Source organism: Bradyrhizobium sp. STM 3843 (assembly GCF_000239815.1).
Lineage (GTDB): Bacteria > Pseudomonadota > Alphaproteobacteria > Rhizobiales > Xanthobacteraceae > Bradyrhizobium.
The window spans coordinates 1-20,516 of the sequence record NZ_CAFK01000271.1; the positions used below are offsets into that span (position 1 = coordinate 1).

At 65.4% G+C, this 20,516-nt stretch carries 19 protein-coding genes and 1 pseudogene; 14 read left to right on the plus strand and 6 right to left on the minus strand.

The window, feature by feature from the left end:
* Positions 1-454: 454 nt before the first annotated feature.
* Positions 455-892 carry a DUF4260 domain-containing protein gene (locus tag BRAS3843_RS27610; protein ID WP_244425488.1) on the minus strand — a complete coding sequence of 146 codons (438 nt, stop codon included), beginning with the start codon at positions 890-892 and terminating at the stop codon, positions 455-457.
* A gap of 130 nt (positions 893-1,022) precedes the next feature.
* Between BRAS3843_RS27610 and BRAS3843_RS27615 the strand changes: the two genes are divergently transcribed.
* The 6 genes from BRAS3843_RS27615 (at position 1,023) to BRAS3843_RS27640 (ending at position 6,190) form a co-directional block, all read left to right on the plus strand.
* Positions 1,023-2,555 (plus strand): acyl-CoA carboxylase subunit beta, encoded by a 1,533-nt coding sequence (locus BRAS3843_RS27615; protein ID WP_008972417.1) that lies wholly within the window; start codon positions 1,023-1,025, stop codon positions 2,553-2,555.
* A 56-nt stretch (positions 2,556-2,611) separates the two neighbouring features.
* The gene (locus tag BRAS3843_RS27620) at positions 2,612-2,905 is read left to right on the plus strand and encodes a GNAT family N-acetyltransferase (protein WP_008972418.1); all 294 of its coding nucleotides are present in this window, start codon (positions 2,612-2,614) and stop codon (positions 2,903-2,905) included.
* 196 nt (positions 2,906-3,101) lie between these two features.
* Positions 3,102-3,560 carry a hypothetical protein gene (locus BRAS3843_RS27625; RefSeq protein ID WP_008972419.1) on the plus strand — a complete coding sequence of 153 codons (459 nt, stop codon included), beginning with the start codon at positions 3,102-3,104 and terminating at the stop codon, positions 3,558-3,560.
* A gap of 330 nt (positions 3,561-3,890) precedes the next feature.
* Positions 3,891-4,646: a phosphate ABC transporter ATP-binding protein gene (locus tag BRAS3843_RS27630; RefSeq protein WP_201768870.1), complete on the plus strand. Its 756-nt coding sequence runs from the start codon at positions 3,891-3,893 to the stop codon at positions 4,644-4,646.
* Entirely contained in the window at positions 4,636-5,457 is an 822-nt protein-coding gene (locus tag BRAS3843_RS27635; RefSeq protein WP_201768871.1) for an ABC transporter permease, read from the plus strand. The genes BRAS3843_RS27630 and BRAS3843_RS27635 overlap by 11 nt, the downstream gene beginning before the upstream one ends.
* A gap of 43 nt (positions 5,458-5,500) precedes the next feature.
* On the plus strand, positions 5,501-6,190 hold the full coding sequence (locus BRAS3843_RS27640) for an alpha/beta hydrolase (RefSeq protein WP_008972422.1): 690 nt from the start codon (positions 5,501-5,503) through the stop codon (positions 6,188-6,190).
* On the opposite strand, the gene BRAS3843_RS27645 is transcribed toward BRAS3843_RS27640, so the two are convergent.
* A complete protein-coding gene (locus BRAS3843_RS27645) occupies positions 6,187-7,887 on the minus strand; it encodes an alpha/beta hydrolase domain-containing protein (protein WP_008972423.1) in 1,701 nt (566 codons plus the stop codon). The genes BRAS3843_RS27640 and BRAS3843_RS27645 overlap by 4 nt on opposite strands.
* Positions 7,888-8,415: 528 nt before the next feature.
* On the opposite strand from BRAS3843_RS27645, the pseudogene BRAS3843_RS27650 reads away from it, so the two are divergent.
* From BRAS3843_RS27650 to BRAS3843_RS27660, 3 genes and pseudogenes are all read left to right on the plus strand, one after another.
* A pseudogene (locus tag BRAS3843_RS27650) lies at positions 8,416-8,729 on the plus strand (hypothetical protein).
* Between the two features lie 83 nt (positions 8,730-8,812).
* A complete protein-coding gene (locus BRAS3843_RS27655) occupies positions 8,813-9,250 on the plus strand; it encodes a hypothetical protein (RefSeq protein ID WP_008972426.1) in 438 nt (145 codons plus the stop codon).
* A 98-nt stretch (positions 9,251-9,348) separates the two neighbouring features.
* The gene (locus BRAS3843_RS27660; RefSeq protein WP_008972428.1) at positions 9,349-9,603 is read left to right on the plus strand and encodes a hypothetical protein; all 255 of its coding nucleotides are present in this window, start codon (positions 9,349-9,351) and stop codon (positions 9,601-9,603) included.
* Positions 9,604-9,682: 79 nt separating this feature from the next.
* Here BRAS3843_RS27660 and BRAS3843_RS27665 read toward each other — a convergent pair whose 3' ends face one another.
* Positions 9,683-10,693 (minus strand): alpha/beta hydrolase, encoded by a 1,011-nt coding sequence (locus BRAS3843_RS27665; protein WP_008972429.1) that lies wholly within the window; start codon positions 10,691-10,693, stop codon positions 9,683-9,685.
* A gap of 113 nt (positions 10,694-10,806) precedes the next feature.
* Positions 10,807-11,505, minus strand: coding sequence for a winged helix-turn-helix domain-containing protein (locus BRAS3843_RS27670; protein ID WP_175361157.1), 699 nt, complete (start codon positions 11,503-11,505; stop codon positions 10,807-10,809).
* A 76-nt stretch (positions 11,506-11,581) separates the two neighbouring features.
* On the opposite strand from BRAS3843_RS27670, the gene BRAS3843_RS27675 reads away from it, so the two are divergent.
* Together BRAS3843_RS27675 and BRAS3843_RS27680 are read left to right on the plus strand one after the other, a co-directional pair.
* The gene (locus tag BRAS3843_RS27675; RefSeq protein WP_008972431.1) at positions 11,582-11,896 is read left to right on the plus strand and encodes an NIPSNAP family protein; all 315 of its coding nucleotides are present in this window, start codon (positions 11,582-11,584) and stop codon (positions 11,894-11,896) included.
* A 41-nt stretch (positions 11,897-11,937) separates the two neighbouring features.
* Entirely contained in the window at positions 11,938-12,759 is an 822-nt protein-coding gene (locus tag BRAS3843_RS27680; protein ID WP_008972432.1) for an isocitrate lyase/phosphoenolpyruvate mutase family protein, read from the plus strand.
* A 62-nt stretch (positions 12,760-12,821) separates the two neighbouring features.
* Here BRAS3843_RS27680 and BRAS3843_RS27685 read toward each other — a convergent pair whose 3' ends face one another.
* Complete coding sequence (locus tag BRAS3843_RS27685; RefSeq protein WP_008972433.1) at positions 12,822-13,262, minus strand: hypothetical protein; 441 nt, start codon at positions 13,260-13,262, stop codon at positions 12,822-12,824.
* Between the two features lie 143 nt (positions 13,263-13,405).
* Here BRAS3843_RS27685 and BRAS3843_RS27690 point away from each other — a divergent pair, with 143 nt between their 5' ends.
* Entirely contained in the window at positions 13,406-14,062 is a 657-nt protein-coding gene (locus BRAS3843_RS27690) for a trimeric intracellular cation channel family protein (protein WP_008972434.1), read from the plus strand.
* 3 nt (positions 14,063-14,065) lie between these two features.
* Here the strand turns inward: BRAS3843_RS27690 and BRAS3843_RS27695 are convergent, their stop codons facing one another.
* Positions 14,066-15,253, minus strand: a complete 1,188-nt coding sequence (locus BRAS3843_RS27695) for a c-type cytochrome (protein WP_035982997.1) — start codon at positions 15,251-15,253, stop codon at positions 14,066-14,068.
* 301 nt (positions 15,254-15,554) lie between these two features.
* Between BRAS3843_RS27695 and BRAS3843_RS27700 the strand changes: the two genes are divergently transcribed.
* Both BRAS3843_RS27700 and BRAS3843_RS27705 read left to right on the plus strand, forming a co-directional pair.
* Positions 15,555-19,046, plus strand: coding sequence for an indolepyruvate ferredoxin oxidoreductase family protein (locus BRAS3843_RS27700; protein ID WP_008972436.1), 3,492 nt, complete (start codon positions 15,555-15,557; stop codon positions 19,044-19,046).
* 374 nt (positions 19,047-19,420) lie between these two features.
* A complete protein-coding gene (locus BRAS3843_RS27705) occupies positions 19,421-20,041 on the plus strand; it encodes a phasin family protein (protein WP_008972437.1) in 621 nt (206 codons plus the stop codon).
* Positions 20,042-20,516: the final 475 nt, after the last annotated feature.

Genomic DNA, 20,516 nt, shown 5'->3' on the forward strand with positions numbered 1-20,516 from the left:
GGCGAAATCGTGTGGTCCTGGTCTCCCGGTGCTGAGACCTGCGCAACGCGCGGAACGCGCGTTGTCGCTGACGCGACGAAGCTTCGCTTCGCGCGGGCGGGGGCAATCAAGCCGGTCCCCGGGGAGATCACGTATAAGCCGTTCAAACCGTCGCGCAGGGAAGGCCGGGTCCGTCCGGCTGGACCTGTGGTACCTGCCGCCTGCATTTTCTTCGCAGGCGGGCCACGGGCCTCAGTCGAGGTCCGGTCTTCCCTGCGCCTCTTCTTCAACGAGAAGAGGACAACCTGACGCAAAACCCGGGTGCAAGCCGCCGCGGGATCGCGAGCCTATGACCGTCATGTCGTGTCACCTGTCGTCCAGCACATCGGATCAGAACGTCTTCGGATCGTGGGCGGGTGCGTTGCGGCGCCGAGGGTGCAGCTGGCGCAGCTCCCGCCGGGCTTGCCCGGGCGTCTCACGAGGAAGGGTGCGCTCCGGCGCGGCCGATCCGCCCGAGATGGGTGAAGCCAAACCCGTCCTGATATTTCAAACCGTAGCCGAGGGCGCGGTCGAAGCCGATATGGCCGAGCCAGATCGTCGCCAGCGCTGTCGCGAGCGGGTCTTCCAGCACGAGGCCCAGGGCGAGCAGGGCGCCCGGGAGGATGGTGATGTGGACGGCGTTGTAGATGGCCGCACCCAGCCGCGGCCCAAGGAGATAGCCGGCAAAACTCAGATCGGGGGCGAAAAACAACAGCGCGAACAGCAACCAGGAGCTGCCGAAAAGCGCGTAGAAAGTGACGGCGCCGGCCAGCAGCGCGAGCCCCTCCAGCCGCAACAGCACCTTGACGCCGCCCTGGACCGCGCCGGGTACCTCTCTTGTCGCCTTGAAAACCGCTTGCGGCTGCGCAGACATGGTCATGATTTTCCTGCCAATTCCCCTCTGTGGGATGCGGATCGGCATTGCCGAAACCCGCTTTCCGGCTCCGAAACTGCCGTGTTAGAACGCACCCCAATATCACGAGACCGGCATTGGGCGGAGACGCATGAAGGACATCCTGGACACCCTTGAGACGCGGCGGGCGGGTGCACGCCTGGGCGGCGGCGAAAAGCGCATCGAGGCGCAGCATGCCCGCGGCAAACTGACCGCGCGCGAGCGCATCGAGCTTCTGCTCGACAAGGGATCTTTCGAGGAGTTCGACATGTTCGTCGAGCACCGCTCGACCGAGTTCGGCATGGAGAAGACCAAGGTGCCGGGCGACGGTGTCGTCACCGGCTGGGGTACCGTGAACGGCCGCAAGACCTTCGTCTTCGCCAAGGACTTCACCGTGTTCGGCGGCTCGCTGTCGGAGACGCACGCGCTCAAGATCACCAAGCTGCAGGACATGGCGATGAAGGCGCGGGCGCCGATCATCGGCCTCTATGACGCCGGTGGTGCGCGCATCCAGGAGGGGGTCGCGGCGCTCGCCGGCTATTCCTATGTGTTCCGCCGCAACGTCATTGCGTCGGGCGTGATCCCGCAGATCTCGGTCATCATGGGGCCGTGTGCCGGCGGCGATGTCTATTCGCCGGCCATGACCGACTTCATCTTCATGGTGAAGAACACCAGCTACATGTTTGTGACCGGGCCCGATGTGGTCAAGACCGTCACCAACGAGGTGGTGACGGCCGAAGAGCTCGGCGGCGCCTCGGTGCATGCGACGCGGTCCTCGATCGCGGACGGCGCCTTCGAGAACGACGTCGAGGCGTTGTTGCAGATGCGCCGGCTGATCGACTTCCTGCCCGCGAACAACTCTGACGGCGTGCCGGAATGGCCGAGCTTCGACGATATCGAGCGGGTCGACATGTCGCTGGACACGCTGATCCCCGACAATCCGAACAAGCCCTACGACATGAAGGAATTGATCCTGAAGGTCGTGGACGAGGGCGACTTCTTCGAGATCTCGGAGGCCTTCGCCAAGAACATCGTCACCGGCTTCGGTCGCATCGCGGGCCGCACCGTCGGCTTCGTCGCCAACCAGCCGATGGTGCTGGCGGGCGTGCTCGACAGCGATGCGTCACGGAAAGCTGCGCGCTTCGTCCGCTTCTGTGATGCCTTCAACATCCCGATCGTCACCTTCGTCGACGTTCCCGGCTTCCTGCCGGGCACCGCGCAGGAATATGGCGGGCTGATCAAGCACGGCGCCAAGCTGTTGTTCGCGTACTCGCAATGCACGGTGCCGCTGGTGACCGTGATCACCCGCAAGGCCTATGGCGGTGCCTTCGACGTCATGGCGTCCAAGGAGATCGGCGCCGACATGAACTACGCCTGGCCGACCGCGCAGATCGCTGTCATGGGCGCCAAGGGCGCGGTCGAGATCATCTTCCGCGCCGACATGGCCGATCCGGACAAGATCGCCGCGCGCACCAAGGAATATGAGGACCGGTTCCTGTCGCCTTTCATCGCGGCGGAACGCGGCTATATCGACGACGTTATCATGCCGCATTCGACCCGCCGCCGCATCGCCCGCGCGCTCGCGATGCTCCGCGACAAGAAGATGGAGATGCCGGCGAAGAAGCACGACAATCTGCCGTTATAACAAGGGGCAGGCGGCCAACGTCTGCACCGCAAATATTGGGGGAGGAGTGCAAGACGATGGACGCATTTCGCGACAACGAGGCCGCCAATCGCTTCGAGCTCGAGGTTGACGGCGTCACCGCCTTCGTCACCTACCGGAAGTCGCCGGGCGCGATCACGCTTGTTCATACCGAGGTGCCGCCGGAGCTCGGCGGCCGCGGCGTCGGCTCGAAGCTTGGCCGTGCCGCGCTCGATGCGGTCAGGGCGCAGGGGCGCAAGCTCACGGTGGAATGCGATTTCATCCGCGGCCTGATGCGGAAAGTGCCTGACTATAACGATCTGCTGGCGCCCGACGGTGCCACCCCGACCTGATGGTTGCGACAGCGTCAGACGTCGTCCCCGCGGTCGAAGTGGCTTCGCGAGGCTATGCCGGTGCTCTGGCGCCCCGGCGGTTCCGGCGCTAAGCTTGCGCGTTAACCACTCCTTAACGATGGGTTTGCGGGACCCGGCCAAGGCGGCCTAGCTTCCGTCCGGGGGGTGGTCAGTCACAAGCGTTAGGATGTGTGCCATGTTGCGTAGACCGTCGTATCGAACATCCTGGGCACTTGCCGCCTGTCTCGCCACTGCGGCGCTGATCCTTTCGGTGGAAGCGGCCGCAGCACGGTCTGGAGGCGCGGTCAATGCCGGCGCCGCGCGCGGGGCTCCCGCCCATGTCGCAGGCCACGTGCATGGCGCGCGCGCGTTTCGCCTCCATCGCGGCTTCGTCAATGGCGGGTTCTGGCTCGGCGACGACTCCTACGCCTACGGTCCTTACGATGGCGCCCCGGCCGCCGAGGCGCCGCCGGCGCAGGGCCCGGCGGATGTTCACTACACCTACACCGAGGACGTGCCGTGGGACTGGGCGCACCGTTATCCGCCGAATGTCACACCGTCCGATCATCCCTACGTCTTGAGCTGTCCGACGGAAACCGTGAAGGTCCCTGGACGGGGCGGCGAGCACACCGTCAACATCACCCGCTGCTATTGAGCCCGGCTGATCTCATGCGCGGAAGCCCCCGGCATGCTCCGGCGGCGTCAACTTGAGTCATATCAACACAGCTTGATCGCGACAGCCTAAGCAACACGGAACGCCTTGCATTGCCGGGGCGTTCCTGTGACGAGGCCCGGACTCCTAGGCACTCCGGGCCTCGTCCTCTTCAAACCCGTCGTCGAGGCTCTTGCGCGCGAGAGCCGAGCTGTCCGCGCGCCATTTCTCTGCAGCGTCAATCCGTGCATAATGGACGTGTCGCGGCCGTGGATCGGCCGCAGGCGCGCTGGCGCCGTGTTCCGACCGACGCTTCGGATTGAAGGACGCTGCGTGACGACAACCGCCCCATCCAAAGATCCCGGTGGCGCAGGCCTGTCGGCGCAATTTCCAGAACGCAGCGAGAGGCTGCCGCCAGGCGCGCTCGAAACGAGGCACCTGTCACGGCAGATCGGCGGACGCCGTCTCGTCAGCGACGTCAGCGTGCAGATCGGGCGCGGCGAGATCGTCGCGGTGGTAGGCCCCTCCGGCGCCGGCAAATCGTCGTTCCTGCGACTACTCAACCGGCTCGACGAGCCGACCTCCGGCACGGTGCTGCTGCAATCCATCGATTACCGCACCATCGCCCCGCAGGAGCTGCGGCGGCGCGTCGGCATGGTGATGCAGACGGCCTATCTGTTTCCCGGCACGGTCGCCGCGAACATCGGCTTCGGCCCCAGACAGCGCGGCCAGGTTCTGCCGCACGACAATATTGTCGCGCTGCTCGAACGCGTCGGGCTCGCCGGCTTCGCGGATCGCGACATCGGTCATCTCTCCGGCGGCGAAGCCCAGCGCGTGGCCTTGGCCCGGACGCTGGCCAACGCCCCCGAGGTGCTGCTGCTGGACGAGCCGACCTCGGCGCTGGATGAGGCTTTGGTGCGCGGCATCGAGGAGCTGATCCTCGGCATCGTCCGCGAACGTCAAATGACCTGCATCATCGTCACCCATAACCGGGCGCAGGCCGAGCGCATGGCAGGGCGGACGATGCTGATGGAGGCGGGAAGACTGGTGACGATCGGCCCGACCGCGGAGGTGCTGCATGCTGGCTGAGCTGCGGGACATGATCGGCCACGACGTGATGGTGGGGCTCGCGCAGGCTGCCGGCGCCATCGCGCTGTGTGCCGCGGTCGTGCTGCTGTGCCGCTGGCAGGCGGTGCGCGTGGAGCGCGAGGCGGCAGTGTCGCTGTTGCGAGGCCTGGTGCAGATGGTGCTGGTCGGCATCGTGCTCGCCGTGCTGCTCAATGGCAGCCTCCTGATCGGTGCGCTGATCCTGCTTTTGATGACGGGCGCCGCGGCCGTGACTGCGGCGGGCCGGATCAAGGGCATGGGCGGCGCGCTGATGCTCTGCTTCTGGTCGATCGCGGCCGGCGCGGGAATCGTGCTCGCCGCCATGCTGGCCACCGGCAGCCTGCGCTCGCAGGTGGCGATGCTGGTGCCGGTCGGCAGCATGATCATTGCCAACGCAATGAATTCCTGTGCGCAAGCCATCGAGCGCTTCCGCGCCGAGGTCACCGCCCATGTCGGCCAGGTCGAGGCGGCGCTGTCGCTCGGTGCCGAACCTGCGGTCACGGTCGCGCCTTACCTCCGAAGCGCCGTCTATGCGAGCCTGCTGCCGCGGCTCGACATGATGAAGTCGCTTGGTCTGGTCTGGATTCCCGGCGTCATGGCCGGCATGGTGGTATCGGGCGCGAGCCCGGTCTATGCGGGCATCTATCAGTTCATTATCGTTGCCATGATTCTGGCGGCCTCTGGCATCACCGGCCTCATCGCCACCGTGCTGATGCGTAGGCGTGTCTTCTCCGCCGCGGCCCAGCTTCTGCTGCGGCCAGCGGAAGCAGACAAGCCGGCTCCGGCGGGCTGATGTTTTTGGAGCGGTCGATCTGTTTTTTATGGGGGATTTTGCGATGAAGAATGCTTTTCTGACTGCCGTACTGCTCCTGCTGTTTTCGACTGCGGCCGCCATGGCCGATGAGACGGTCACGGTCGGCGGCTCGCGCGCGGCCTTGATCAGGCCGGCCGCGGTGCGGGCGAGCGTGATCCTGCTGCCGGGCGGCGATGGCGCCATCAATGTCGGCGACCACGGCGACATCCACGGGCTGCTCGGCAATCAGCTGGTCCGCACCCGTAATGCCTATGCGGCGCACGGTCTGGCCGTACTGGTCGCGGATTACGGCACCGACCTCAAGGCCGCGGTCGATTATATGGCTGCGATCAAGCGGCCGGTCACGGTGATCGCGACCAGCCGCGGCACCTTGCGGGCGGCGCAAGGCATCGCCGGCGGTGCCCGACCGGATGCGCTGGTGCTGACTTCGGGTTTCCTCAGCCAGGAGTCTGGCAGCTCATCGAACGTGATGTCGATCCTCGGTTCGCCGTCGGCGCTGCCGCGCACGCTGATCATTCATCACACCAATGACGCCTGCAAGTTCACGCTGCCGGCCGGCGTCGATCCCTTCATCAAATGGTCCGGCGGTCGTGCCCGGGTGCGTTGGCTGTCAGGCGGCGCGGAGCAGGGCGATCCCTGCGAGGCCCGCGGCCATCACGGTTTCAACGGCCTCGACGGCCAGGTGGTCGGGCTGGCCGCCGGTTTCCGCTAAGGAGCAAGCTTCGCCAGCGTGCCCTTGCGCGCGGCCTCGACGGATCGCTCCGCGTCCTCCGGCAGCAGCAGACGTTCGGCCACGGCGCGTGCGCTCTCGCGACCGACGGCCGCGACGTAGGCGTCGTCATTGGCATAGCGCGCCTCGATCGAGGGGCGGGGATCGTTGGCGTCCTTTCGCGCCGCTTCGGTCGGTGCGAACGGCACCACCGCGCCCTGCAGCGGATAGAGCGCGCCGGCGCCGTAGCCCGGCGCGCGCGGATTCCAGCCGGTATAGGTCGCGCGCGGGACCGCGATCGCCGGCATATGCACGCCCGCAATCGCGAGCCCGTCATCGTCCGTCTTGGGTACGAACACGGGATAGCGCCCGATCTCCCTTGGCGGCAGCACACTCTGGTCGGAGACCACGTCAGGCAGATATTGGGCGCGATACGGCAGGCCGGGGATGTTCGTCGGCACTGCGCCTTCGGCTGCGACCAGCGTGCCCTGCGAACGCATCGGCACGCGGCTCGAGGGCGGTGGGACGCCGTCCGAAATCCAGCTCTGCAGATCGGTGAGCAGCGCGCGCAGCGGTGCGCCCGCATGCATCGGGTTCTGCGGCAGCGCCAGCGCCTTGTTGTCGGACCGCATATGGTCGCTGGGCTCGGCGAAATGCGGCGTGCCGGCGATCATGTAGGCGCGAACATTGTCGGGCAGGTCGAGATGATCGCCGGCGAGATCGGTCACCAGGAGCGAAGCGTGGGACGACCACCATTCGAGCTCGGTGTCGGTCTGCATCACCTTCGGGCAGGTCGACGACAGCGCGCAGCGCCGCAGCAGGCCGTCGGTGCGGCCGGAGAGCGGATCGGTGAGCGTGGCATAGGTGAACGGAAATTGGTCGGCCATCCAGCCCGGATCCTGCGGATGGCGTGGCACGCGGCCGGGCTGGCCGAACCGCATATTGGTCGCCATCCGCCGCGTGCCCGCGATGTGGGGCATCAGGCCGTCGAACACCATTCGGCCGTGCTCGTCTTCATTGAAGCCGAGATACAGGAAGTCGCGCAGGAAGCGGCCGGACTGTGAGATGCCAAAGCCGATGGTGCGGTTCACGCTGGGATGCAGGCCGTTGAGCAGCGGGTTCGCCGATGTGGTGTCACGCCGCAGGAAGCTGGTGATGTCGCGCACGGCGGCAAAGCCCATGCCGAGCGGCACCGGATCGCGCGCGGTATAAGTGATCTCATAGATCGCGCCTGCGTCGAACCCCTCTGGTCTCGTGATCTCGACGGTCACCGGATCGATCAGCCTTGCCGCAAGTCCTGGCGGTGTCTGCCATGGATCCGCCCAGGCCGCACGCACGGTGACATTGAGATTGGCGGGATCGGCGGCCGGCCAGGTCAACGTGGTGCGGGCGGGGCTCGTCGTGTTGTCGAACACGACCTCCTCACGGGCAGGTCCCGTGACGCCTTTCAGCACAGGCGCGGTCAGCGCCATCGAGCCAGGAAGCTTGGAGGGAATATCGCCCTGCCAGCCGACCCAGACCATGGTGTAGCCCTGCCGGTGCAGGAAACCGATGCCGGCGTCGTCCGGCGTCTCGGCGCGGGTGGCGCCGGGCTGCGGGGAATCATCGAACAGTTGCGGCGCGAGCTTGCGGCCGCGATTGGGAGCCTCCACGAACAACGTGCCGTTGCCGTGGCTCGGATCGGTGGGACGCAGGATCACGACGTCGGCGGTGGCCTCGACGCGGCTGTCGGCGTCGCGCGGCGCTTGCGCCAGATCGACGATGACCGCGTTGCGATCGTCNTCGGTCGAGCGCGATCGTGGCCTTTGCCGTGATCCGCTCGTAGCCGCCGACCGCTCCGAAGCTGCGCCCGGCGAAAGCCGGCATTCGTTCGAGGACCTCGAACTTGATGACCTCGGCCCGCAGCGGCGCCGGCATGAAGGACGTTGGCAGCAGGCAGGCGGTCGCGATTGCGGCCGTTGCGATCCGACGCATGGTCCATACCTCCCCTTGATGCGCCGAGGTTCGATCCTCTTCGCGCGGTATTTTGCTCCCGCAGACCTTCTACCTCATCGGGTCGATCGAGCGATAGACTGTCGGCGTCGCGATCACCGCGATGTGCCCATGTCAGGCCGGTCGTCCAGCATCGTCGCTTCGTGGCGGTTGGTCGAGTTCCAGGCTTCGTGACGAACGCTGGCGGTTCAGCACGGCACGGCTGGATGATCTCTCATACTGATCGGAGAAAACCGATGCCCACCGCCATCTTCGTTGTTCGCGCGACCGTCAGCGATGCTGCAAAGCGTGACGCGTTCGACCGTTGGTATCGCGATGTTCACCTGCCGGACGCGTCAAGAGTTTTGGCGCGTGCAAAGCGTGGCGGTTGTGGAGCCTCACCGATCCTGCAGTGCACCAGGCGCTCTACGAGTTCGATGACGTCGCGGCGATGGAGCGCGCCATCGGCGGTGCCGAGATGCACCGACTGATTGCCGACTTCAACAGCGATTGGCCGGATGTCGCGCGCACGCGCGAGAGCTTCGTCGTGGCGGAGACGTTTTCGAAGTAGTCGATGCAGAGCGGCACATGACTAACAGGATCCGGCGGTGATGTTCCGGCATCCGGTCCCAGATTACGGTACCAGGTCGAACCATGAAATCTTTGTCATCTGGCCCGCGCAGTTCAGCGCGCATTCAGGTGGTGGCGCCCAAGCTTGCGCTCGATCTGCTTGGACTTCTCACGGAGGACGACATGGACCGTCGGAGCTTTCTGAATCTCGCAATCGCCTTGGGATGTACGGTCGCCGCAGGCGCCGCAATGGTCGCGACCCCGTCGAGCGCAGCGCCGCTGTCGCCTGCGCCGCTCGCCGACACGGCGCCGGCTGCGGTCACCGATAACGTGCAACGGGCGCTGACGACGGCCGACGAGGTCGGCCAGCTCGCGCCGCAACAGGTTCACTGGGGCCATCACGGCTATCATGGCCGCGGTCACCACTGGGGCTGGCGTCACCATCATTGGCACCATCGTCACTGGGGCTGGCATCACCGCCATCACGGTTGGCATCACCATCACTGGCATCGCCATTGGTGAGCCTGCGTCACGGCAGGCGTCAGTGAACCTAAGTCGCCATCACCTGACCTAACCCTTGAACCGCCGCTTCCGGCGCGCTCACAGAAAAGGACGTATCGATGAAGATGCTTGCTGCTTCTGCCTTGGCCCTTGGCCTCGGCCTGTTCGGCCTCACCGGCGCGCAGGCCGCGCCGCTGGCGCCGATCGTGCCGGCGATCGATCAGGCGGCCTCGTCCGGCGAGATCATTCTGGTCGCACAGGGCTGCGGCCCGGGCTGGCATCGCGGCCCCTATGGTGCCTGCCGCCCGCTCTACAACTGCCCGCCCGGCTGGCACAGCGGCCCCTTCGGCAAGCGTTGCTTCCGCAACTGGTAAGCTGAACTGCGCCGTGAGAGACGATCGAAAGCTGCCAGTGCCTCTCACTGACAGCTTTCGATCATGGCCTCATCTTTTGCTACTTGCCGAGAAAGTCCAGCAGCAGCGCGTCGTACTTGTCCCGCGCTTCCAGGAATACGAGATGCCCGGTGTCCGGGATGACCTCGGCGCGGGCGTTCGGCATCAGCTTGGCGAGCGCGACCGCAAGCTCGGCATTCTTGCCCATCTTCGCCCGCAGCGCCTCCGGCGCGTAGGGACGTCCCGGCGCGTTGTGATCGTCAGCCCCCATGATGAACAGCGTCGGCTGCGACACCAGCGGGATCTCGTGGACGACAGGTTCGCGATAGATCATCTGGTAGGAGGCGACGAAGGCGCGCAGCCAGCGCGGATAATCGGCGCTGCCCTTGATGTTGAAGCGCGCCTCGATATAGGGCGTCACCTGGTCCGGCGGCAGCTTTAACGCGTAGTTGGTCTCGAGTTGCTTGCGATAGCCTTCCGCGGTTAGCCTGTCCTCGGCCTCGAGAATCTTCTCGGTTGGAACGGGTGGCACCGAGAGCCGGTAATCCTCCAGCCCGATCGGCGCGGTCAGGACCAGATGCGTGACCCGGTCGGGATAGGCGCGCGCGATGCGGACCGCGAGCATACCGCCGGTCGAATGTGCGACCACCTCGGCTTTGGCAATCCCGAGATGATCGAGCAGGCCCATGGTGTTGCGGGCGAGCGTGTCGAAATGCAGATCGCCGGATTGCTTGGAGGATTTGCCGAAGCCGATCTGGTCGGGCACCACGACGCGGAAGCCGGCGTCCGTCAGCGTCTTGATCACCGGCGCCCAATAGCTCGAGGGGAAATTGCGGCCGTGAAGGAGCAAAGCGGTGCGGCCGTTCGGCTGCGCCGGCGCGACGTTCATATAGGCCATCTGCAGCTGCTCGCCGTCATTGGTGACCGGGAAGAGCTGCACGGGATAAGGGTAGGGGAAGCCCTCGAGGTTGATGCCGTAAGGCTCCCGCGGCGGCGTCTCGGCGGCGAACGCGGGCAGAGAGGAGGTCGCGAGCAAGGCGGCGCACAGCGCGCCGAAGACAAAGCGGGTCATTGAGAGTCCGGCAATCGGGGAGCGTTGCAGATCGCCCATCAACACGCGAAGCCGACGAGCGTTTCTCAGATAGGGGCAACTTCATTCGCGCGCAGCTAAACTGCGCGTGATTGTCAGCTCTTGGCAGGTCCGAACAGCTCGGCGAAATGTTTCTCGCCGTTGCGGCTGAAATTGACCACGCGGCTGCCCGGCGTCGCATCGCGTGCCGCCCATTTCAGTTCGGTGAAGCGCCGCATCAGCGCAGCGCCGAGAGTGCCGGCGAGATGATGGCGCCGCTCGCTCCAATCGAGACAGGCCTTGCAAACCGGACGGCGCGGATGAGCCAGCATGTCGGGCGAAATCTGCAGACGCGCTGCCAGGAACTGTTCGCCTTCCGGGGTCAGGCTGATCTCCTGCTTGCGATGGCGCACCAGCTTCTGGTTCGTCATGCTGTCGAGCATCTGCACGCCGAGATCGCCGGCGAGATGGTCGTAGCAGATGCGGGCGCGCCGCAGCGCCGGCTCCTTCGGCCCGGTCCTGACCCGCATATGGCCGGCGCGCGCGGCCAAGCCCGCGAGCCGCTCGATCACATCGGCGACGTCGTCATCCGCAAGGCGATAGTAGCGGTGGCGGCCCTGCTTTTCCGGCTCGATCAGGCCGCCGGTCTCGAGCTTCGCCAGATGCGAGCTTGCAGTCTGCGGCGTGACGCCGGCCTCCTGCGCGAGCTCGGTTGCGGTGAGCGCGCGGCCCGAGAGCAGCGCCGTCAGCATGTTGGCGCGCGCGGGATCGCCGACCAGGGCGGCGACCATGGCAATGTCGGGTCCTGATTTCATGCTTCGATCATAGCCGAAGCGTTGATGCGCGACAAGCGGCTAGATTGCAGACACGGCAATTCAATGGAGGCTGCCCATGACCATCACCGTGTTCATCCGCTATGAGATCGATCCGTTCCAGCGCGACAAGTTCGAGCACTATGCGGAGCGCTGGCTCACCATCATCCCGCGCTGCGGCGGCGAGCTGATCGGCTACTTCATGCCCCATGAGGGCACCAACAACATCGCCTTCGGCCTGATTTCGTTCGACAGCCTTGCCGCGTATGAGCGCTACAGAGCCATGTTGCGCGCCGACGAAGAGGGGCGCGCGAATTTCACCTTCGCACAGGACCACAAGCTCATTCTCGCAGAGCAACGCAGCTTCCTGCGCCAGGTGGTGGCGGCCGATTGAGCGCACGGCTATCTTGCCGCCTCAAGCACAGGGAGGATGATATGACGGTCTCGACTGCAGACAAACGCGCGACCTTTCGCAAGCTGCACGAGCGTGGCTGCTTCGTGCTGCCGAACCCGTTCGATGTCGGCTCGGCGAAAGCGCTGCAGCATCTCGGCTTCAAGGCGATCGCCTCGACCAGCGCCGGCTTCGCCTGGTCGATCGGCAAGGCGGACAACCGCGTCACCGTGGACGAGGTGCTCGCGCATCTTGCGGCGCTCGCCGCCGGCGTCGACATTCCCGTCAACGCCGATTTCGAGGGCGGCTTCGCGCACGAGCCCGACGGCGTCGCGGCCAATGTGACCCGTGCCGCCGCCACCGGGATCGCGGGCCTGTCGATCGAGGATTCCACCGGCGACAAGGCCAATCCGCTCTATGCGCGCGAGCTCGCGATCGCGCGCATCAAGGCCGCGCGGCGCGCGATCGATGTCGCCGGAGGTGACGTGCTGCTGACTGGCCGATGCGAGGCCTTTCTCTGGGGCCAGCCGGACCTCAAGCTCGTGATCGACCGGCTCACCGCCTATGCCGAGGCGGGCGCGGATTGCCTCTATGCGCCTGGGATCAAGACGCGGGAGGAGATCGAGGCCGTGGTGAAGGCCGTGGCGCCGAAGCCGGTCAATCTCTTGATCGGCGGGTCCGGCCTGTCGCGCGAGCAGGCCGAAGCGCTTGGCGTGCGCCGCATCAGCGTCGGTGGGTCGCTGGCGCGTGTGGCCTGGGCCGGCTTCATGCGCGCGGCAAAAGAGATGGCCGAGCAGGGCACGTTCGCCGAGCTCGCGGGCGGCTATGGCGGCGGCGAGCTGAACAAGCTGTTTGGGTCGTCCTAACTCACGGCACAGAAAACGCGGCGGTGACATGATCACCGCCGCGCGCGCACGCAAACCGGATGTCAGTGCGTGTCGTTGTTCTGTCCGGTCGGTTGCGGCGCCGACTGGTCCACATTCGAGCTGCCCTGCTGCGACGACGGCGGCGGGGATGCCTGCTTGTTGGCCGCACCCGTGGTTACGCCAGGCGCAGTGTTCGGCGCGGGGCTGTTCGGGGCCGGCTGCGTGGCGGCCGACTTGGTCGGCGGCGGATTGCTGGCCTGGTCGTGGTTGTTCGAGCTGCTCAAGCCATAGAACACCGCGCCCAGCAGGATCGCGATGCCAAGCGCATAGGCCGCAATCCTGCCACTCGAGGACCGGCCCTCGGTCAGCTCCGGATCGGGTTGCATCTGGCTGTCGAGCCTGGCCGCGCGATTGTACTCGGCGTCCGTCATATCCGGACGATTCAGATCGGGACGATTGATGTCGGGACGATAGGGATCGTTTGGGAAACGCTCGTTGGCCATGTCCATCTCCTCTTTCAAGTGGCGGGACAACCAGCGCCTGCGCTGATCCGTTCCCCGGAACCCGCGCTGTTCCGTCGCCCTCGCCAGCATGATCCGAGCGCTTTAGGTTCCAGCAAAACGAGTCGGAGCACCGGGAGAGCGCGATGTGGAACCTGCCGCCGTCGGATAGCGTGCTGCATTTGTTGTCGTGGGTCGCCTTGGCGGCGCAGGCCATGACGGCGGCGCTGGCCGCCGGGCGTCGCAGCATGGACTGGATGGGCGTCTGCCTGCTCGGTGCGATCACCGCGCTCGGCGGCGGCACGCTGCGCGACGTGCTGCTCGGCCACTATCCGCTGGTCTGGGTCGAGCGACCGTCCTATCTCGCACTCACAGTGCTTGCGCCGTTCGTGACCATCGCGATGGCGCGCCTGGTGCATCGGCTGACCGCAGCCTTCCTGCTGCTGGACGCGATCGGGCTGGTGGTGTTCACGATGGCGGGCTGCGACGTGGCCTGGCAGATGAACGTTCCGCTCGGCATCGTAATCGTCGCCGGCGTGATCACGGGTTGCGCCGGAGGCGTGTTGCGCGACGTCCTGTGCAACGACGTGCCGCTCCTGTTCCGCGCCGAGCTCTACGCCAGCGTGTCGCTGCTGACCGGGCTCGTTTATGCCACCGGCTTTGCGTTGAACGCCAATGGCGAACTGTGGACGGCCATGACGTTCCTGTTCGGGCTGAGCTTCCGGCTGCTCGCGATCCGCTACAAATGGAACATGCCGAAATTCGTCTTCGTCGCCGAGGAGCCCAAAGAGGAGCGCAAATGAGGATCAGCGTCTTGCGCGCCGCACCTCGTCCGCGCTCACGGCGGGCGCTGCATTGCCCCAGGCATTGCGGATGTAGCTTGCGACGTCGGCGATCTGCTGATCGGTGAGCTCGCGCGCATAGGCCGGCATCGGCTTGGCGTTCGGGGCTTGTGGCAGGTTCGCAGCCTGCGCGCCGTCGAGCAGCACGCGCAAGGTGCTGAGCGGGTCATCCGACTGCAACAGCGCGTTGCCGGGCAGGGGCGGCGTGAGACCGGCCGCGCCGCTGCCATCAGCCTGGTGACAGCCGATGCAGGCGCGCGCATAGACGGTCTCTCCCGCGATCATGGTGGCGTCGGACGCCGGCGACACGTTGGGTTCCCGCCCGGTCGGCAGCGCCTTGAGATAGACCGCGATCGCGCGCAGGTCGGCCGGGTCCATCTTGGAGGTGGAGCGCGCGATCACGCCGGCCATCGGGCCTGCCGCATGGCTCTTCGCATTGCGGCCGGTCGTCAGGTAATCGACGATGTCGTCGGTGCTCCAGCGCGCAAGCCCGCTGCGCGGCGCGTTGTCCAGACGTGGTGCGAACCAGCCGGCGATGCGGCTGCCGCCATAGGCCCGCTGGCGCTTCTCGGCGCCGAACAGGTTTTTCGGCGTGTGGCAGTTGCCGCAATGCGCGATGCCTTCGACCAGATAGCCACCGCGATTCCATTCGGTGCTCTTGCTCTGATCCGGCTCGAACAGGCCGGGCTTGAGGAACGCATAGTTCCATAGCCGCAGCAGCGGCCGGAAGCTGTAGGGAAAGCGCAGCTCCGGGGCTGCGACCTTGTTGCTGACCGCGGGCAGCGAGGCCAAGTAGCTCTTGATCGCCAGGATGTCATTGCGCGTCAGCTTGGTGAAATGCGGGTAGGGGAAGACGGGGTAGTAGCGCGTACCGTTCGGCGCGACGCCCTCGCGCAGCGCGCGGCGGAAATCATCGTCGCTCCAGGCCCCGATGCCGGTGTCACGGTCGGAGGTGAGGTTGGGGGCGGTGATCGCCCCGAACGGCGTCTCGATCCGCTTTCCGCCGGCAAACGGCTGATTGGGATCGGCGGTGTGGCAGCCGCCGCAGTCGCCGACGGTGACGAGCATTTCGCCGCGTGCGATCTCCTCGCCGGGGTCGGCGCGCGCCACGGATGCACTGCACAATAAAACGCCCAGCAGAATCGCCCGCATGCCCCGCCAGCTCTTCATGCGCTGATAACCCTGTCGCCTCGTTATAGCGGAGTGGCGCGCGAAAGCGAGCGTCACGCCGTTTCGCGCGCACCGGCTTTGGCGACAGAAACCGCAACGGGGCGTGCGCCCGCAGCCATGAAATTGCGATTTGCTGTTAGATTACAAATGCATCGAGATTCCTGGTGCATGCATCGGGAGGACCGACATAGATTATGGTGACAAGCGCGCGGGTCCGCCGTCCGTCGAGCCGGGATCTGCAAGCGCAACAGGATGAAGCTGGCCAAGAGGCCAAGAGGGTGGAATGGGACTCAACGAGAGCGCAATCAACCTCGATCAGAAATATACCGCTGATACCGGCCACATCTTCCTGACCGGCATCCAGGCCCTGGTGCGGCTGCCGATGGCGCAGATCAGGCGCGACCGCGCTGCCGGGCTGAACACCGCCGGCTTCATCTCGGGCTATCGCGGCTCGCCGCTCGGCGGCTATGACCAGCAGCTGTTCTCGGCGCGCAAGCATCTCGAGCAGTACAACATCAAGTTCCAGCCCGGTGTGAACGAGGACCTGGCGGCCACCGCGATTTGGGGCTCGCAACAGCTCAGCCTCTCGCCCGGCGGAAAATATGACGGCGTGGTCGGCATCTGGTACGGCAAGGGTCCCGGCGTCGACCGCTGCGGCGATGTCTTCCGCCACGGCAACGCGGCGGGCTCCGCCAGGAATGGCGGCGTGCTGTGCCTCGCCGGCGACGACCATGGCGCCAAATCCTCCACCGTGCCGCATCAGTCGGACCACGCCTTCATCTCCGCGCTGATGCCCTATCTCTATCCGTCTTCGATCCACGAGATGATCGAGATGGGCCTGCTCGGCATTGCGATGTCGCGCTACTCCGGCTGCTGGGTCGGCATGAAGGTGATCACCGAGACCGTGGAGACCACGGCCGAGATCAATCTCAATGACGAGATGACGCCGTTCGTGATCCCGACTGATTTCGAAATGCCGCCGGGCGGGCTCAATCTGCGCTGGCCGGACGACCGCTTCGAGCAGGACCGCCGCCTGCAGGACTACAAGGGCTTTGCCGCCATTGCCTTTGCCCGCGCCAACAAGGTCAACCGCGTCACGATGGACGCGCCGAACGCGCGCTACGGCATCATGGCGTCCGGCAAGAGCTATGAGGACATCCGCCAGGCGCTGCGCGAGCTCGGCATCACGGAAGAGGTCGCCGCCAAGATCGGGCTCAGGCTCTACAAGATCGGCATGCCCTGGCCGCTGGAGCCGGAAGGTGTGCGGCAGTTCGCGGTCGGCCTGGAGGAGATCTTCATCGTCGAGGAGCGGCGCGAGATCGTCGAGAACCAGGTCAAGCAGGAGCTGTTCAACTGGCGCGACGACGTCCGTCCGCGCATCATCGGCAAGATGGACGACCACGACAAGCGATTCCTTCCCTTCGCCGCCGAGCTGTCCGTCGCCTCGCTGGCGAGCTCGCTGACCGAACGCCTGCTGCGGCTCGATCTCAATCCTGAGATTGCGCAAATGTTGCGTGCGAAAGCCGACTGGTTCAACGGTCGCGACGCATCGCAGGTGCAGCTGACGTCGCCGGTGGCGCGCACGCCATATTTCTGTTCGGGCTGCCCGCACAACACCTCGACCAAGGTGCCCGAAGGCAGCCGCGCGATGGCCGGCATCGGCTGCCACTTCATGTCGCTGTGGATGAACCGCAACACCGAGACCTTCACCCATATGGGCGGTGAGGGCGTGCCGTGGGTCGGCATCGCGCCGTTCACCGACGAGAAGCACATCTTCGCCAATCTCGGCGACGGCACCTATTTCCACTCCGGCAGCCTTGCGATCCGCCAGGCGATCGCCTCCAAGGCCAACATCACCTACAAGATCCTTTACAACGACGCGGTCGCGATGACCGGCGGCCAGCGTCATGATGGCGACCTGTCGCCGCAGCAGATCACCTTCCAGCTTCATGCCGAAGGCATCCGCGAGATCTATCTGGTCTCGGAAAACCCGGATGCCTATCCGCCCGACACGATCGCGCCGGGCGTGAAGACCGCACATCGCGACGAGCTCGACCAGGTCATGAAGACGCTGCGCGAGACCAAGGGCGCCTCGGCCATCGTTTTCGTGCAGACCTGCGCCGCCGAGAAACGCCGCCGCCGCAAGCGCGGTACGATGGAGGATCCGCAGCGCCGCGTCTTCATCAACCCGGCCGTCTGCGAAGGCTGCGGCGACTGCTCGGTGCAGTCGAACTGCATCTCGGTCGAGCCGCTGGAGACCGAGCTCGGACGCAAGCGCGTCATCAACCAGTCGAGCTGCAACAAGGACTATTCCTGCGTGAAGGGCTTCTGCCCGTCCTTCGTCACGATCGACGGCGGCAAGCCGCGCTCGCGCGCGCCGGCCGAGCTCGGCGAGATCGGTGCGCTGCCGGAGCCCGCGACCAAGCCGTCGCTCGGTCGCCCCTATAACATCGCGGTCGGCGGCGTCGGCGGCACCGGTGTCCTGACCATCGGCGCGCTGCTCGGCATGGCCGCGCATATCGAGGGCAAGGCCTCGATGATCCTGGACATGTCGGGCCTGGCGCAGAAGGGCGGGGCGGTGCTCAGCCATGTGCGGCTCTCCGAGCATACCGCCGATGTGACCTGCTCGCGCATCGTCACCGGCACCGCCGATCTCGTGATCGCGGCCGACGAGGTCGTGGCCGGGTCGAAGGAGACGCTGACCTTGTGCGATGCGGAGCGCACCCACGGGGTCATCAACAGCCACCTGATCCCGACCGCGGATTTCGTCCTCAACCGCGATTTCAATTTCCAGAACCGGAGAGTGACCACCGTCCTCGAAACGGCGCTGCGCAAGGATTCCGATTTCGTTGACTTCACCAGGCCGGCCGAAGCGCTGCTCGGCGATGCCATCGCCACCAATATGATGATGATGGGCTATGCCTATCAGCGGGGGCTGCTGCCGCTCTCGGCGGAGGCGATCGAGAAGGCGATCGAGATCAACGGCGTCGCGATCAAGATGAACACCGAGGCGTTCCGGCTCGGCCGGCTCGCGGTGGTCGATGCCGCACGTCTCGAAGCCATGATGACCGGTCATGACGAGGCCGCGGCGCCGAAATCGCTGGAGGCGATGTCGCTCGACGAGATCATCGCGCACCGCACGGCGTTGCTGACGGATTACCAGAATGCGCGCCTTGCCAAGCGCTACCGCAAGCTGGTCGATCAGGTCCGCGAGGCCGCCGACAAGGGCGGCTACGGCGAGGCGCTGCCCCGCGCCGTCGCCATCAACTACGCCAAACTGCTCGCCTACAAGGACGAGTATGAGGTGGCGCGGCTGTTCTCCGATGGCAATTTCGAGAAGCAGCTCCACGACGCGTTCGAGGGCGACTACAAGATCAGCTTCAATCTGGCGCCGCCGATCTTCAATTCCGGGCTTGATGCGCAGGGGCGGCCGAAAAAGCGCAGCTTCGGCCCGGGCATGATGAAGCTGTTCCGTCTGCTTGCGAAGCTGAAGGGCCTGCGCGGCACGCCGCTCGACATCTTCGGCCATTCGGCCGAGCGGAAAATGGTACGCGACCTGATCGCCGGTTACGAGAAGGACGTCGGCACCGTGCTCAACCTGTTGTCGCCGGCCAACGTCGAGATCGCGGTCGAGCTGTTATCGCTGCCGGACAAGATCCGCGGCTATGGCCCGGTGAAGGAGAAGGCGGTTCAGGACGCCAAGCTGCGCTACGCCCAGCTCGCCGCCGACCTCGCCAACCCGCCGCCGGCCCCGCGCCAAATGGCGGCGGAGTAGGAGGATACGACGATAAACTGTAGGGTGGGCAAAGCGCAGCGTGCCCATCTCTGCAAAGCGTGATACAGTGCCTCACGCCAAATTATCGTCGCACGACTATCGAAGGCGGCGCGTTCTTCTTCACGGTCGTCCTATAGGATCGGTCGAGCCATCTGCGCTTTGCCCACCCTGCGGCAGTTCGCTGCGTGCTACCCATCGTACGCGCCGGCTGATGCGTTCTGCTGTGCTTTACGGTCATTCACAAACCTTACCTAAAATTCAGCACGGCGCGGAACGGTACCGGCAACATGGCGTTGCTCGCCAGGACCTGTGTAAGGGCCAGCACAGGATCCGAGCTCACAAAGACATCAGGGACATTCCAAGGAGAAGCAGAGATGGCAAATCCGCGCCAGGAGGAACGGTCTACCCAGAATATGGCAGATGCAGCTCGGGAGGCCGGTGAGAAGACGACCGAGCAGGCGGCGCGCATCGGTCAAAGTGCGGCGCAGCAGACCGCCCGCATTGGACAAATGAGCGCAGAGGCCGGCGAGGAGGTGGCACGCGCCGGTGCCAATCTCCTGAAGCAAAATGCCGAGACGTTCCAGAACGCGTGCCGTTTCGGTCTGGACATGACAACGGCAGTCATGGGGCGTTCGACCGAGCAGATCGGTCGCACGCTCGGGTTGACCGGGGACGAAGCGCAACAGGCAACCGAACGCTCCACGCGCAATGCTCAAACCATCCTTTACTCCGCCACGGCGGCGAGCAAGGTCATGGGCGGAATGTCGCAGGAATATTTCGCGCTGGTTCGACATCAGATCGAGCATGCAATGCAGCGTATGAACGAGTTGTGGAATTGCCGGACGCCGCAGGACGTCGCGGCGCTTCAGAGTGATCTGTTTCGTGAGGCCGTAGGCGATGTTCTGGAGAGCAGCCGAAGATTGGCCGACATGTCGGTCAAGCTGGCCGAGGATGCGACAAAGCGCATGGAAGAAACCATCCGGCGCGCGGCCTGAATCGATCATCGTCGTGCATATTGACAGGCAGGGGCGGCTGAACGCAGCCGCCCCTGTGCCGCAGAGTGCTGTCGTCCCGCGTTTGCCAAGCGAAGCGACCTGTCCGCCATAGCCCGAAGGGCGACGGACTGTAGCCAAACTGTAGGGTGGGCAAAGCGAAGCGTGCCCACCCTACGGCAGTTGACATATCCGCCATGCATAATTTGCCCGTCGGGCAGATTTCTATTTACGATTTTCAGAAATCATGGTTTGATGGGTTCATCCCGTCTCACCACGGAGGGGCGTTGCGCGCGATCGTCACGACACGCGAGGCGGGGAGGCGATGGCCGCGATGAAGCCGGAGCGTGTCTTGGGATGCGCGGACGAGCGGCTTCGCTGCGGACGTGAAGTCGCAGCGTGCTGACACCCCGATGCTGGTGTCACGCTCGTGACGATGCTTCGCATCGCATGGGCAATGGTGGCCAAAAAGCCCGGC

Excerpts from the sequence above, each read along its gene's own strand:
- BRAS3843_RS27680 (WP_008972432.1), top strand. The coding sequence starts at position 11,938 with ATGACGGTCTCGACTGCAGACAAACGCGCGACCTTTCGCAAGCTGCAC.
- BRAS3843_RS27675 (WP_008972431.1), top strand. The coding sequence starts at position 11,582 with ATGACCATCACCGTGTTCATCCGCTATGAGATCGATCCGTTCCAGCGC.
- BRAS3843_RS27665 (WP_008972429.1), bottom strand. The coding sequence starts at position 10,693 with ATGACCCGCTTTGTCTTCGGCGCGCTGTGCGCCGCCTTGCTCGCGACC.
- BRAS3843_RS27660 (WP_008972428.1), top strand. The coding sequence starts at position 9,349 with ATGAAGATGCTTGCTGCTTCTGCCTTGGCCCTTGGCCTCGGCCTGTTC.
- BRAS3843_RS27625 (WP_008972419.1), top strand. The coding sequence starts at position 3,102 with ATGTTGCGTAGACCGTCGTATCGAACATCCTGGGCACTTGCCGCCTGT.
- BRAS3843_RS27705 (WP_008972437.1), top strand. The coding sequence starts at position 19,421 with ATGGCAAATCCGCGCCAGGAGGAACGGTCTACCCAGAATATGGCAGAT.
- BRAS3843_RS27670 (WP_175361157.1), bottom strand. The coding sequence starts at position 11,505 with ATGAAATCAGGACCCGACATTGCCATGGTCGCCGCCCTGGTCGGCGAT.
- BRAS3843_RS27620 (WP_008972418.1), top strand. The coding sequence starts at position 2,612 with ATGGACGCATTTCGCGACAACGAGGCCGCCAATCGCTTCGAGCTCGAG.
- BRAS3843_RS27635 (WP_201768871.1), top strand. The coding sequence starts at position 4,636 with ATGCTGGCTGAGCTGCGGGACATGATCGGCCACGACGTGATGGTGGGG.
- BRAS3843_RS27615 (WP_008972417.1), top strand. The coding sequence starts at position 1,023 with ATGAAGGACATCCTGGACACCCTTGAGACGCGGCGGGCGGGTGCACGC.
- BRAS3843_RS27700 (WP_008972436.1), top strand. The coding sequence starts at position 15,555 with ATGGGACTCAACGAGAGCGCAATCAACCTCGATCAGAAATATACCGCT.
- BRAS3843_RS27690 (WP_008972434.1), top strand. The coding sequence starts at position 13,406 with ATGTGGAACCTGCCGCCGTCGGATAGCGTGCTGCATTTGTTGTCGTGG.
- BRAS3843_RS27685 (WP_008972433.1), bottom strand. The coding sequence starts at position 13,262 with ATGGCCAACGAGCGTTTCCCAAACGATCCCTATCGTCCCGACATCAAT.
- BRAS3843_RS27695 (WP_035982997.1), bottom strand. The coding sequence starts at position 15,253 with ATGCGGGCGATTCTGCTGGGCGTTTTATTGTGCAGTGCATCCGTGGCG.
- BRAS3843_RS27610 (WP_244425488.1), bottom strand. The coding sequence starts at position 892 with ATGTCTGCGCAGCCGCAAGCGGTTTTCAAGGCGACAAGAGAGGTACCC.
- BRAS3843_RS27655 (WP_008972426.1), top strand. The coding sequence starts at position 8,813 with ATGAAATCTTTGTCATCTGGCCCGCGCAGTTCAGCGCGCATTCAGGTG.
- BRAS3843_RS27640 (WP_008972422.1), top strand. The coding sequence starts at position 5,501 with ATGAAGAATGCTTTTCTGACTGCCGTACTGCTCCTGCTGTTTTCGACT.